Source organism: Nocardia yunnanensis (assembly GCF_003626895.1).
GTDB classification, from domain to species: Bacteria; Actinomycetota; Actinomycetes; order Mycobacteriales; family Mycobacteriaceae; genus Nocardia; species Nocardia yunnanensis.
This window is the reverse complement of sequence record NZ_CP032568.1, coordinates 1,661,299-1,674,211: the sequence shown is the minus strand read 5'-3', so window position 1 is coordinate 1,674,211 and position 12,913 is coordinate 1,661,299. Positions and strand designations below refer to the sequence as shown.

Annotated in this window: 11 protein-coding genes; 7 read left to right on the top strand and 4 right to left on the bottom strand. The window is 70.6% G+C overall.

Features of this window, described 5'->3' with window-relative positions; all coding sequences use genetic code 11:
- The first annotated feature begins 2 nt into the window (after positions 1–2).
- Positions 3–1,031, top strand: a complete 1,029-nt coding sequence (locus D7D52_RS07660; protein ID WP_120735681.1) for an NAD-dependent epimerase/dehydratase family protein — start codon at positions 3–5, stop codon at positions 1,029–1,031.
- Here D7D52_RS07660 and rfbC read toward each other — a convergent pair.
- On the bottom strand, positions 1,015–1,584 hold the full coding sequence (rfbC, locus tag D7D52_RS07655; RefSeq protein WP_120735680.1) for a dTDP-4-dehydrorhamnose 3,5-epimerase: 570 nt from the start codon (positions 1,582–1,584) through the stop codon (positions 1,015–1,017). The two genes, D7D52_RS07660 and rfbC, sit on opposite strands and share 17 nt — an antisense overlap.
- 14 nt (positions 1,585–1,598) lie before the next feature.
- Here rfbC and D7D52_RS07650 point away from each other — a divergent pair, with 14 nt between their 5' ends.
- Together D7D52_RS07650 and D7D52_RS07645 are read left to right on the top strand one after the other, a co-directional pair.
- Entirely contained in the window at positions 1,599–2,696 is a 1,098-nt protein-coding gene (locus D7D52_RS07650) for a class I SAM-dependent methyltransferase (protein WP_120735679.1), read from the top strand.
- 169 nt (positions 2,697–2,865) lie between these two features.
- On the top strand, positions 2,866–3,489 hold the full coding sequence (locus tag D7D52_RS07645) for an MspA family porin (protein ID WP_246023681.1): 624 nt from the start codon (positions 2,866–2,868) through the stop codon (positions 3,487–3,489).
- A 45-nt stretch (positions 3,490–3,534) separates the two neighbouring features.
- Here the strand turns inward: D7D52_RS07645 and D7D52_RS07640 are convergent, their stop codons facing one another.
- The 3 genes from D7D52_RS07640 to D7D52_RS07630 form a co-directional block, all read right to left on the bottom strand.
- Positions 3,535–4,371: a glycosyltransferase family 2 protein gene (locus D7D52_RS07640; protein ID WP_120735677.1), complete on the bottom strand. Its 837-nt coding sequence runs from the start codon at positions 4,369–4,371 to the stop codon at positions 3,535–3,537.
- A complete protein-coding gene (locus D7D52_RS07635; protein WP_246023680.1) occupies positions 4,368–5,726 on the bottom strand; it encodes a polysaccharide pyruvyl transferase family protein in 1,359 nt (452 codons plus the stop codon). The genes D7D52_RS07640 and D7D52_RS07635 overlap by 4 nt, the downstream gene beginning before the upstream one ends.
- A gap of 189 nt (positions 5,727–5,915) precedes the next feature.
- Positions 5,916–7,571, bottom strand: coding sequence for a serine/threonine-protein kinase (locus tag D7D52_RS07630; protein ID WP_246023679.1), 1,656 nt, complete (start codon positions 7,569–7,571; stop codon positions 5,916–5,918).
- 261 nt (positions 7,572–7,832) lie between these two features.
- Between D7D52_RS07630 and D7D52_RS07625 the strand changes: the two genes are divergently transcribed.
- The 4 genes from D7D52_RS07625 (at position 7,833) to D7D52_RS07610 (ending at position 12,853) form a co-directional block, all read left to right on the top strand.
- Positions 7,833–8,882 (top strand): glycosyltransferase family 4 protein, encoded by a 1,050-nt coding sequence (locus D7D52_RS07625; RefSeq protein WP_187703197.1) that lies wholly within the window; start codon positions 7,833–7,835, stop codon positions 8,880–8,882.
- Entirely contained in the window at positions 8,879–10,102 is a 1,224-nt protein-coding gene (locus tag D7D52_RS07620; RefSeq protein ID WP_120735675.1) for a glycosyltransferase family 4 protein, read from the top strand. The genes D7D52_RS07625 and D7D52_RS07620 overlap by 4 nt, the downstream gene beginning before the upstream one ends.
- A gap of 466 nt (positions 10,103–10,568) precedes the next feature.
- Positions 10,569–11,852, top strand: coding sequence for an oligosaccharide flippase family protein (locus tag D7D52_RS07615; RefSeq protein ID WP_120743898.1), 1,284 nt, complete (start codon positions 10,569–10,571; stop codon positions 11,850–11,852).
- Entirely contained in the window at positions 11,849–12,853 is a 1,005-nt protein-coding gene (locus D7D52_RS07610; protein ID WP_120735674.1) for a CgeB family protein, read from the top strand. The genes D7D52_RS07615 and D7D52_RS07610 overlap by 4 nt, the downstream gene beginning before the upstream one ends.
- Positions 12,854–12,913: the final 60 nt, after the last annotated feature.

The following is a 12,913-nucleotide window of genomic DNA, read 5'->3' as shown; positions in this document are numbered from 1 at the left end:
GCATGCGCGTGCTGGTCACGGGGCATCAGGGCTATCTGGGTACCGTCATGGTGCCCGAGCTACAGCGGGCCGGTCACGACGTGACCGGCCTGGACAGCGGCTATTTCGCCGAATGCGTCCTGGGCGAGGCGCCGCCCGCGCCGCCGACGCTGAGCGTGGACCTGCGCGACGTGACCGTCGAGCAGCTCGCCGGCTTCGACGCGGTGGTGCATCTGGCGGCGCTGTCCAACGATCCGCTGGGCGCGCTGGCCCCGCAGATCACCTACGACATCAACCATCACGCCTCGGTGCGACTGGCCCTGCTGGCCAAGGAGGCCGGGGTGCGCCGATTCCTCTACGCCTCCACGTGTTCGGTGTACGGCGCGGCCGGCGACGGGCTGGTGGCCGAGGACGCGCCGCTGCGCCCGCTCACCCCGTACGCCGAATCCAAGGTCCGCGTCGAGGACGATGTGGCCGCGATCGCCGACTCCGGCTTCTCGCCCGTATTCCTGCGCAATGCCACCGCTTTCGGGTTCTCGCCGCGGCTGCGGGCCGATATCGTGCTCAACAATCTCGTCGGCTACGCGGTGCTCACCGGCGAGGTGAAGGTGCTCTCCGACGGCACGCCGTGGCGGCCGCTGGTGCACGCGCAGGACATCGCCCGCGCCTTCGCTACCTGCCTGACCGCCCCGATCGAGGCCGTGCACTGCCGGGCCTACAACGTGGGCACCGAGGCCAACAATCTGACCGTGGCGCAGATCGCGCAGGCGGTGGTCGACGTGGTCCCGGAGTCGACCCTGGCCATCACCGGCGAGAGCGGCGCGGACCCGCGCTCCTACCGGGTCGATTTCGGTTACGCCCGCAAGGAACTCGGCTTCGAGGCGACCTGGAGCATCCCCGACGGCGCGGCGGAACTGTATCGGGAGTACACCGCCCGCGGGCTCACCGCCGACGCCTTCTTCCAGCGTTTCACCCGCCTGGCGCATCTGAAGTCGCTCAAGGAGTCCGGGGTGCTCGACGACGAGCTGCGCCGGATCAGGACCGGGGTGTGAGATGCAGGGCGGCCAGCAGCTCCCGCCACGACCCCGCCCCCGCGTCGCGCGCGGACACCAGGGTCACCGGCTGCGGCCAGTCGATGGCCAGCTCCGGGTCGTCGTAGGCCACGCCCAGATCCTCGGCAGGATCGTGCGGCCGATCGATGCGGTAGCAGACGTCGGCGACGGCGCTCAGCGCCTGGAAGCCGTGCAGGAACCCGGGCGGCACGTACAGGTGACGAAAGTCGTTGTCGTCCAGCAGGAAAGCCTGCTGCCGGCCGAAGGTCGGCGAGCCGGGGCGGATGTCGACGAGCACGTCGTGGACCGCGCCGTGCGCGCATCGCACCAGCTTGGCCTCGCCGCGCCCGCAACGCCCGTGCATACCGCGCACCACGCCCCGATGCGAGCGCGACTGCGAATCCTGCACGAACCGCGCGGCCGCGCCGGGCTCGCCCAGGTGCGCGTCGAACTCCGCGGCGTCGAAGGTTCTGGTGAACAGGCCGCGATCGTCGCGGAACGGCTCCGGGATCAGCAGCAGGACGTCGGCGAGGTCGGTCGCTTCGATACGCACCAGGCCATGGTGCCATGAGCGGCGCGCCGTCGTACGGGTGTCGCGGCTGCGGCCTGGGTCCGCTGGCACGGGTGCTGGATCTCGGGAAAATGCCTGCGGCCGACGACTTTCCGCGCCTGGACGCGATCGTCGACGAGACCGAGTCGGCGCATCCGCTGGCCATGGATCTGTGCGCCGCGTGCGGGCTGGCGCAGCTCGCCGAGGACGATACGGTCACCGCCGAACCGCGCGGCGTCGAGCCCCGGGCGCTGCGCGAGCAGGCCGCGGACGCGGTGGCGCGGGTGGCGGCGGCGGGCCTGCTGCCCGGCGGCGGCACGGTCCGCGAATTCGGCAGTCCGCACGGCGGCAGCTGGCTGCCGCTGCTGACCGCACGCGGTTACCGCCGCACCGACGGCCCGGCGGCGGTGGTGATCGACTGCTTCGGGATCATGCACGAACCCCACCAGCGGGTGGCGTTCGCGCAGCGGGCCGCGGCCACCACGGCGAACGGTGTGCTGCTGCTGCAATTCCATTCGCTGCACGCCATCGTGACCCAGGGCCAATGGAACGCGTTGCGGCACGGGCATTTCGCCTACTACTCGCTGGCCGCGCTGCAAGCGCTGCTGCGTGCGGCGGGCATGGTGGCGGTCACGGCGTGGGAGTTCCCGCTCTACGGCGGCACGGTACTGGTGGCGGCCGTGCACGCGCCCGCTGAACCGGACGAGTCCATCGCCCGCCTCCGCGCCGCCGAGACCGCGGTCGCCGATCCCGCCACGGTGAGCGGGCTGCAGCAGGCCGCGGACCGGCAGGCGCGCGCGCTGCGCGACTGGCTGCGGTCCGAGAACGATGCCGGCCGCACCGTGTACGCCTACGGCGCCGCCTCCCGGGCGGTGGCGCTGCTGCATCTGGCCGGTGCGCACCGGGGGCTGCTGGCCGGGGTGGCCGACGCCTCGCCCGCCAAACAGGGCCGCCGCATGCCCGGCACGGATATTCCGATCGTCTCGCCCGCCGAACTCGTTGCGGCGCAACCGGATCGAATCTTGCTGACGCTGCCCGATCTACTGCCGGAGGTATCGGCCCGCTGGCCCGAGCTGGAGGGGAAGTGGGTGATCGACGTGCCCGAGACATCGTGACAGCCCGCGCACTCCACGCGCGGTGATCGACCGGGTCGGTCTCGTGTGGGGTCGCTCACCGAGCGAGGGGGACGGGGGGAACGTATGCCCGCGTTCCGGAAAAACTGGGGAATCATCATGCACGCGTAGCTATTACGCAGCGAGACCTGATGAGGGAATGGGAACCATCATGCGCTACATCAATTCCGCGCTCACGCGCACCGCGGCCGTCGCGGCCGCCGGCACCGTCGGCGTCGTCCTGAGCGGTGGCACCGGCGCCGCCGCCGTCGACGCCACCAATTCGATCGTCGATCAGCAGGGCCGCACCGTCCAGGCCATCGAGGCGGACACCCGCATCGATTTCGTGCCGCCGCTGGACGGCAATCCGCTCACCCGCGAGTGGTTCCACAGCGGCAAAGCCTGCTTCCACGTGGACGTTCCGGCGGGCGACCCGTGGACCGGCCACATCACCATGGGCTACCAGGTCGGCTACCCGGCGACGCTGTCGGGCAAGATCTCCTTCCAATACCAGACCCCCGGCCTGGAGCTGGAGATCGGCAACGACGCCAAGGCCGACGTGTTCAATCTGATTCCGACCCTGGGCATTCAGCTCGACGTCGGCTTCGGGCCCGGCATCCAGTCGGTCGACGCCACCGGCGGTGACGTCTCCGGCACCGACGGCTGCATCACCATGTCGGGCTTCCACGGCACGGTCACCGGGGTCCTGGGCACCACCACCATTCGCCCGTTCGTGCGGCTGGTCAGCAGCAGCGGTGACACCGTCGTCACCTACGGTCCGCTGTCGAGCATCTGACCGGCGCTTCCCGGGTCCCGACGTCACCGCCCCGGAAGTCATTGCTCAGTGCAGGATTTCCGGGCGGCGCAGGGCCGTGGCCACCGTGCGAACGCGGACGCGTTCGGCGGCGGCCCGGGCCAGCCGCCAGTCACCGCCCAGCACCGCGCCCCGCCCGACGTACTGCGGGTATTCCGAGGCGAGCCGGTGATGAAAGCGCAGCATCTCGGTCAGCTTGCTGACCGTGGAGGTGTTCGAGCACAGGTTGAAGCTGGAATTGCGCCAGGCCGCGAGGATGTCGGCCATGCCGTAGAAGGCGCCGAAGGCGCAGACCCGGGCGAACAGGTCCACGTCCATGGGAAAGACCAGATCGCCGCGGAAGCCGCCGACCCGGTCGAAATCCTGGCGGCGGAACACGGCCGCGGCGGTGGGACCGAAGTCGGCGGGACCGCGGTGCACGATGGTGCGCATCAACGCGCGAGCGTCGCGGCGGCCCAGCAGGTTCGGCAGGCCCAGATCGGTCGCCTCGACGCCGCCCGCTTCGTCGATGACCTGGAATTTGGACGAGCAGATGGCGATCCCGTTGTCGGCCATCACCTCCAGTTGCCGGTCGAGCGCGCCGGGCAGCAGGATGTCGTCGGCGCAGACCACTTTCACGAAGCGGCCCGTGGTCAGCGAGACCGCCTTGTTCCAGTTCTCGCCGATGGGAAGGGTGTCGTCGTTGCGGTGCACGCGCACCCGCGGATCGTCGAAGGAGCGGGCGATGGCGCCGGTGTCGTCGCTGCTGGCGTTGTCCAGCACGATCACCTCGGCGTCGGTGTCCTGCTCCAGAATCGAGCGCAGCGTCGTCTCCAGGGTCCGTCCGGAGTTGTAGGCCGGGACGCACACCGACATGTTCTTCATTTGTCCCCCTGAACTGGTTCGGCGGATTCGCCGGGCAGGCCATCACCTCCCGCCACGAGTCCATACACCCGATCCAGACCCGCGCGGCCGGCGTCGATCTGTTCAACTGCCTTCTGCTGCAGCGTATCCCGCAGTTCTGGCGCGGATTCCCACAACTGCCGAATCGCACGTGTCAATTCGGTGTCGAGATTGTCCACATCCAGGTGCACGATCCGCAGACCCGCGTCGGCGGTGTCCGCGTCGAACATGTCGGCCAACCCATAGAATTTGTCGTCGTAGTACTGCGACGCCGTTACAGCCACGGCCGGAATGCCCTGGGAGAGCGCGAAAACCGCGAGGTGGTAGGCGCTGGTCACCAGCACCCGGCAGCGTGAGACCTGGCGGGCCACGTCCTGGGCGGTGCCGGCGCGGCCGATGACGGGGCGGGCGTTGGCCACTCCCGCCAGCAGCGGCAAGGTGTGACGACGGTCCTCGTCGTCGTATTCGGAGATGATCAGCGGGGCCAGCGCGGTGTCGAGGGCGGCCGCTTCGCGGCGCACGACCGCGCCGAGGGTGTCGCGGGCCGAGTCGCTCACCTTGGAGTAGTCCGAGATGCGCAGGCACAGGCCGAGATCCGCGCCGATCTCGGGGCGCCGCAGCCGGTAGGCGAATTCGACGGCGTCGTCGCCGGTGACCAGGATCTTGTCCGCGGGCACGCCCAGTTCGGCGAGCAGTTTGGGTCCGCGCAGACCCTCGCGCAGCGCGATGAGGTTCACCCCGGGCAGCACCTCGGCGGCGCGGCGCAGCAGTTCGGCGTCGCGCATGGGGCCCATGCCCTGGCCGATCATGACGTTCGGAATGCCCTGGCGCTGGGCGGCTTCCAGCAGGTTGAGGGTGCGATGCGCCTGATGCAGGTCGACGTCGGTCATATAGCCGCCGCCCTGTGCGATGACCAGGTCCGCCTCCGCGAGCGCGCCGGGCACCGGCGGCAGGTCGGGCATGCCCGGTGCGGGCGCGCGGTCGCCGGTCGCGAGCTGACGCACCTCGCGGCGGGCCCAGTTCTTGACCCCGCGCAGATAGTGTTTGGGCACCTCGGTGGCGGCCCGCCACTGCATGGCCGCCGGTCCCAGCAGATGGATGCCGGCCTGCTGATCCAGCAGGCCCGCCAATCCCGCACGCCCCCAATGCCCGCCGGTGTGCGCGACCACGGGTTCCGCCTGCGGCAGCACGCCGCGCAGAATGTGCGGTTCGTCGGTGAGCATGCCGATACGGGCCTGCGGCCAGCGGTCTCGCAGGCGTTCGACGGTCATCACCATCATGGCGATGTCTCCGCGATTGCGAAGCCAGTACTCGCCGTTGTCGACGAGCACTCGCACTGTCCCGGCACCGACCCCCGCGCCAGAATTCCCCACGCTCGATTCCTTCCCTGGCGGCCCGAGCAATCCGCAGCGAATCTATCGCACGACCAGTCCCCCGCGCTACACGGGGGTCGGCGGGCGGACACGAAATCGGTTCGGTGACATGATCATCCGACGAAAGTCACCGACTCCGGCGGGCTCGAAAGATCAGCCGGTGAGGCCCGGGATGGCAAGCTTGCCGCACAACCAGCGGCCGTCCACATAGTCCATGCCCAGCGGGATGGTCTGCGTGCGCTGATTGGCGTCCTTGCCGTTCACGGTGTCCACCAGGTCGAAGACGCCGCTGAGTTCGTAGTGGGTGCCGCCGCCGGACGTGACGGTGCACTTGCCGCCGGTGGAGCGGGTGTGCGTACCCAGTTCCAGCAGCGGCCGAATCGTCGGTATCAGGGTCTGCGCCTGGCTTTTCCACGCTCCGGTCGCCCCGTCCTCCACCTTGGTCTGCCAGGCGTCGCCATTGCCGTAGTCGTAGGTGTTCATCAGCACCCCGTACGCGCAGGCGGCCTTGGTCGCGGCGTCCTGCGAGGCGTCGCCGGGCGGGGCGGTGGTGTCGGACGAGGCGGCGACCGGCGGGGCGGCGAGCGACGACGGCCGGGAGCCGAAGTGGATTGCCCCGGTGCCGAATCCGAGGCCGAGCCCGCCGGCGACGACCAGCGCGGCCACGAAGGCGGCGATCAGCGCCTTGCGGCCGCCACGCGCGGACCGGGCGGCGGTCGCCGGGGCGGGTTCGGACGAGGCGAGGTCCACCGGCCGGGGCGCGTCACCCGTCACCCCGGGATACCGCAGCGGCCGGCCCGGCGGTGCGCCGGACGGCCCCGGCTGGATGGGAATGCTGGGTTTCGTTGTCGCACCGGTGAATCTGCCCAGGTCCAGGTCCGGGCGCGCGGGCGAGGCGACGGGGTGCAGGGGGCCGCTGATCGGGCAGGCGGGGCCGCCGCCGGGTGACCACGGTCCGCCGGTACCCGTCGCGGCGGTGAGGGCCTGGGCGGCCGCGGCGGCGAGTTCGCCGCAGCTGCCGAAGCGTTCGTCGCGGTTCTTGGCCAGCGCGCGCTGGATGACCTGGTCGAACGCCGCGGGCACGGTGGGATCGATTCGGCTCGGCCGGGGAATCTCGGCGGCCAGGTGCGCGGCGACCAGCTGGGCGGTGGTCTCGCCCGGGTACGGCAGCCGCGCGGTCAGCATGTGAAACAGGGTGCAGCCCAGGGCGTACACGTCGGCGCGATGGTCGATGTCGCCGCGCAGCTCGAACTGTTCGGGCGCGGCGTACTGGAAGCTGGCGTACATCTCGCCGGTGCGGGTCAGGGCGCTGGTGTGGTCGACGGCCTTCGCGATCCCGAAGTCCGCCAGGTAAACCCGCTGCTCGGGCCCCCACGCCAGCAGGATATTGGCGGGTTTCACATCCCGGTGCAGCACGCCGGCGCGATGCGCGTGGTCCAGCGCCCGCGCGGTCTCGCCGAGGATGCGCACCGCGTGATCCGGCCGAATCGGCCCGTCTCGCAGCACCGCCGACACATCGGTGCCCTCGACGTACTGCATGGCCATCCACAGCCGGTGCTCGTCGTCGCCGCGCGCGTACACCGCCACGATGTTCGGATGCGACAGCCGCGCCGCGGTATCCGCCTCCCGCAGGAATCGCGCCCGCACCTCGGCATCGTCGGCCTTGCCGGCGGCCAGCAGCTTCAACGCCACCGAGCGCGGCAGGTCCCGGTCGCGCGCGAGGTACACCTCCCCCATTCCACCCACGCCCAGCAGCCGCTCCACGGTGTATCCCGCGAATACCTGCCCCTGTGCGAGTGTCCGCCCCACAGCCTGCCTACCTCCGCCACCCGATGCTGCCGATCACCGTAACGCAGATACCCCGACCCGGCCTTTCCGTTAACCGGGCCCGCACTGCCCCGGATCGGGGCACGCTAGGGGACGGACTGGGCGGTGGGTTTGTTGCTTGGAGTTAGCGCGCCTGTGCGGGTGGATTGACATACACTTGCGCTGCAAGGGCATTCGGGCCGAGAGTGCCGTTCGGATGTGGGTGACTACCCGGGGGTGAGGGTTTTGACGCGGCCCATTCGGGTGCATATGACCGGGGCTGAGTGGTTTTCGGCCACTCACGGGGGACTCAATCGGTACTTCACCGATCTGTACGCGGCGCTGGCCCGGGACGACGAAATGATCGTCAGCGCAAAGGCTTTCGGGCAACCACCGGCCGGAGCCGGATCGTGGGGTCCGATCGGCGGATCCACGCTCGCGCGGGCCCGGACGGCACTCCTGGATCGGGAGCACCTCGCGCCGGGAACCGTGCTGGATCGGCACTTCGGCCTGTATGGGCCTGTGGCGGTACGCAATCCGCTGGTGGTGCACTTCCACGGACCGTGGGCGGCGGAGAGCCGGATGGCGGGCGAGAGCGCGACAGCGGTGCGGGCCAAGTACCTGCTCGAACGCATCCGCTACGCGCGCGCGGATCGATTCGTGGTGCTGTCGGAGCACTTCGCACGGTTGCTGGCCGGCGACTACGGGGTGCGGGCGGACCGGATCCGGGTGATCGCGCCCGGCGTGGATCTCGACCGGTTCCAGGTCGCCGAGGACGCCACCGCCGGCGGCACCGTGCTGTGTGTGCGCCGGCTCGAGAATCGCATGGGCATCGATGTGCTGATTCGCGCCTGGGCGCAGGTGGTGCGCGCCCACCCCGACGCCCGGCTGGTGATCGTCGGAACCGGTACGGCCGAAACCGAATTGCGGGCGCTGGCGGCGGATGCGCCGTCGATCCGTTTCACCGGGTCGGTGTCGGACGCGCAGCTCAGCGAGCTGTACGCCGAGGCCGACGTGACCGTGGTGCCGTCGCTGGCGCTCGAGGGTTTCGGGCTCATCGCGCTGGAATCGCTGGCCGCCGGCCGCGCGCCCATCGTCTCCGACTGCGGCGGCCTACCGGATTCGGTGCGCGAGCTGGACGCCACACTGCTGGTGCCGCCCGGCGAGCCCGACGCCCTCGCCGCCCGCCTCGTCACCGCGCTGGACGGCGAGCGGCCCACCGCCAAACAGTGCCGCGCCCATGCCGAGACGTTCTCCTGGACGGTGGCGGCCCGCCGCCACCGCGACCTCTACGCGGAGCTCACCGGCCGATGACGACACCCACCGCCGTCTTCCTGGCGCACACCGCGGCCCCCTCGGGAGCCGAACTGGCGACCCTGCGCCTGGTCTCGGCCATGCCCGAGACCCGCACGGCGATCGTGTACGCCGCGGACGGCCCGATGCTGCGGCTGGCCGCCGAACGCGGCATCCAGACACGGGTGGTGCGTTCGGATTTCGACTCGCGCGCCATGACCATCGACAAGGCGGGCGTCCGCAGCCTCGTCGCGGGCGGGCTCGGACTGCTGCGGCTGGGCTGGCGGATCGGCGCCACCCTGCGCGAACTGGACGCGACGGTGCTGGTGGCGGGGAGCACCAAGGCCATGCTCATGGGCGCCGTGGCGGCGCGGCGGGCGCGGATTCCGCTGGTGTGGCATGTGCACGACCGGATTTCGGGCGACTACTTCGGGCGCACGCTGGCGTTGATCATCCGGCTGCTCGGCTGGACGCTGGCCCGCGGCGTCATCGCCAACAGCCGCGGCACCCTGGCCTCGCTCTACACCTGGCGCCGAGCCGCGCTCGTCGCCTACCCGGGCGTCGAATTCCCCGCCGAAGGCGACGGCACCGAACGGGACCAGCGGCCCGCCCGCGAGACCGTGATCGCGGTCGTCGGCAGGCTCGCCCCGTGGAAGGGACAGGATCTGTTCCTGCGCGCCCTCGCGGACGTGAAAATCCAGCCGCGCGAGGTCTTTCTGGTCGGCGGCACCTTCTTCGACGAGGAGCACTACCGGGCCGAACTCGAGACGCTGGCCACGGCCCTCGGCCTGCCGGTCACCTTCACCGGGCACGTGGACGATCCGGAAGCCTATCTGCGGCACGCGGATATCCTGGTGCACTGCTCGGTGCTGCCCGAACCGTTCGGGCAGGTGGTGGTCGAGGGCATGCGCGCCGGATGCGCGGTCGTCGCGACCCGGCCGGGCGGACCCGAGGAGATCGTCGAGCCGGGAGTGAACGGCCTGCTGGTGCCCGCGGGCGACCGCGCGGCCCTCACCAGCGCGCTCGACACGCTCATCGCCGATCAGGAACTGCGCGCCAAGCTCGCGGACGCGGCACGGGTGCGGGCCCGGGATTTCGACGTGGCCGAATCCGGTCGGCAGGTCACCGCCTTCCTCGGCGACCCGCGGGTGGCGGGCGCGCCGCTCGGAATGTCCTCGTATTTCAGCGGCATGTCCTCGTATTTCAGCGGCCGGCTCCGAAGGCGGTGGCCGCGTGGATGATCCCACCGATCCCATCCCCTTCGATCCCCCCACCGAGCGACTACAGAGCCTCGGCACTCTGGGCCGGCTCCGGCAGCGGCGCTCGATGCGCCACGGCCTCCCGGACGTGGACCGGCAGGGCACGGCGTTCGAGCACGACGAATCCCAGCGCGAGGCGAACTCGGTCGCGCGCCGGCCGGGACGCCCCGCGCCCGAGCACCCGACCGGGCACGATCCCGGATACGGGCGCGGCACAGTCGCTTTCCACGAATCCCGGGCCGCCCGCTACGCGGCCCCGTCGCGCGGCCCGGTGCTGCCCACCTTCTACGGCGACCCGCTCGACCCGCCGACCGTCCGGCTGCCGCGCCTGACCCCACCCGCCCGCGACGCCACCGGCGCCTACACCCCCGCCGCGAACACGGGCGAAAAGCCCGACGCCGCCGAGCATTCCGGCCCGCACAAGCACCGCAAGCCCGGCAATCACGGCCTGGGCAGCGTCGGCAGCATCCTCCGCGATATCGGGCTGGTGACCTTCGGCAAGTACGGCCAGTACGTCATCACGCTGGTCACCGTGCCGCTGCTGGCCCGCATGCTGGGCCCGCACGGCACCGGTCTGCTCGCCATCGGGATGTCCTCGTATTTCATCGGTTCGCTCGCGGTGGACCTGGGCGTCACCTCGTTCCTGGCCGCCAAGGTGCCCGAGGACGATCCCGGTCATCTCGAGGTGAATCGGCTGCGCGGCACCTATCTCGCGATCCGCGCCGCCACCCTCACGCTCATCGGCACGGCACTGCTGCTGAGCCTGGCGGTCGGGGTGGCGCCCAAACTGCACATGGTGCTGCTGGGCCTGTTCGCCGGTGGCTTCTGGTCGATTTCGGAGGACTGGCTGCTCATCGGGCAGGGCCGGTTCGGCAGTTCCACCATGTATCAGGGCGTGGGCCGCATCGGGTATCTCGGTTTGCTGGTGGCGCTGATCCCCCGCTTCCCCACCGCCTCGATGGCGCTGGTGTGCCTGCTCGCCTCCTCGGTGTGCACGGTCGGACTGACCTGGTGGGACTCCTTCCGCCGCTACGGCCCGCCCGCGCGGCCCTACGGGGTGAAGGCCGTGCTGCGCATGGCCGCACCGATTTTCACCTCCCGGCTGCTGGTCACCGGGTACGGCCAGGGGTCGGCGGCGGTCTACGGCGCGGTGCTGGAGGCGGCGTCGCTGGGCCTGTACTCGGCGGGCGACCGGCTGGTGCGGGCCATCCAGTCGACGCTGGACCCGATCGGATTCGCGCTGCTGCCGCGCATGGCCCGGCGCAGCACGCACGATCAGTTCTGGCGCAATCAGATTCAGATGCTGATCGGCTGTGTGACGCTGGCCTGCCTGGCCGTGGTGGCGGTGTGGGTGCTGGCTCCGGTGCTCATCCACACCATCTACACCCACGATTTCGACGGCGCGATTCCCATGCTGCGCGTGGAGATCCTCATTCTGCCCGCCACCACCATCACCTCGTACGTGACCACCGCGGTGCTGCCGGTCAAACAGGACACGCTGGGCGTGCTGATCGGCGCGATCATCGGCACCTGCGTGGCGGCGGTCGCGCTGACCGCGGCCTGGCGCACCCAGTCGGTGTGGACCCTGGTCTACGGCACCGTTTCCGCGGAAATCGGTGTCGCACTGTGGTACATCATCCGGGTGCGGTGGCTCATGGTCCGGGAACGGACCGCCCGGCGGGGGCCGGTCGAACCGGACGCCGCACTGCTGAGCGAGGGGGATCTGGCGTGAAAGTGCTCTTCGTGGGCGACGACTGGGTGGGCAGCAACGCACGCTCGCTGGCCGACGGCTTCCAGCAGGCCGGCCACGAGGTGGTGGTGATCGACACCACCGCGGTCACCCTGCCCGCCCGGCTGTCGCCGCCGTGGGTGTACTCGAAGTTCGCGCACCGGCGGGCCCCGTGGGACGTGGAGGCGCTGCATCGCCGGATCGACGAAGCGGCACGGGAATTCGCGCCCGATCTGCTGTTCGCGTTCAAGGCGGTGCATCTGGATCAGCGGCGGCTGCTGGCCGCGCCCGCCGGCCTGCGGGTGCACTACAGCCCCGACGACGTGTCCAATCCATACAACACCAGCCCCGATTACCTGGCGCACGAACGGGAATGGGATCTCGTCGTCACCACCAAGACCCACAATGTCGCCGAACTCGAGGCGCGCGGCGCGCGACGGGTGAAATTCGTTCGCAGCGCCTACGATCCGGCGCTGCACTACGTCAGCGCGCGGCGCACCGTGCGCCGGCATCTGGTCGGTTTCATCGGCGCGGTCCGCCCCGATCGTCAAGACCTCTTGATCTCGCTGGCCCGAGAACACCGGGGCGACATGCTGTTGCGCGGCCCGGGCTGGCGGCGAGTGCGCGCGCTGTGGCAGACCGGCGCCGATGTCGGGGGCGCGGTCTACGGCGGCGACTTCTCCGCCGCGGTCGCCGCGGTCACCGCGAACCTGGTGCTGCTCAACTCCGACAACCGTGACACCCACACCTGCCGGACCTTCGAAGTGCCCGCCGCCGGTGGGCTTTTCGTCGGCCCGCGCACCGGCGAGCACGCCGAGCTGCTGGCCGACGAGAGCGAATGCTTCCTGTTCGACAGTCCGGCCGAGCTGCGCGAGATCCTGCGTCGCTGCACCAAATATCCGGAGCAGGTGGCCAAGGTCGCCGAGGCGGGCCATCGCCGCATCGTGACCGGCCACCACCGCTATGTGGATCGCGCCCGCGAGATCGTCGACGCCTTGGCATGAGGGGCGCGAAAAGATCGGCCGCGCAACGAGGTAACGCCCGGGCGGCCGGTGTGGACATAC

What these genes read in the sequence shown, in the direction of transcription:
- D7D52_RS07660 (WP_120735681.1), top strand. Translation starts at nt 3, where the DNA reads ATGCGCGTGCTGGTCACGGGGCATCAGGGCTATCTGGGTACCGTCATG.
- D7D52_RS07650 (WP_120735679.1), top strand. Translation starts at nt 1,599, where the DNA reads ATGAGCGGCGCGCCGTCGTACGGGTGTCGCGGCTGCGGCCTGGGTCCG.
- D7D52_RS07645 (WP_246023681.1), top strand. Translation starts at nt 2,866, where the DNA reads ATGCGCTACATCAATTCCGCGCTCACGCGCACCGCGGCCGTCGCGGCC.
- D7D52_RS07640 (WP_120735677.1), bottom strand. Translation starts at nt 4,371, where the DNA reads ATGAAGAACATGTCGGTGTGCGTCCCGGCCTACAACTCCGGACGGACC.
- D7D52_RS07620 (WP_120735675.1), top strand. Translation starts at nt 8,879, where the DNA reads ATGACGACACCCACCGCCGTCTTCCTGGCGCACACCGCGGCCCCCTCG.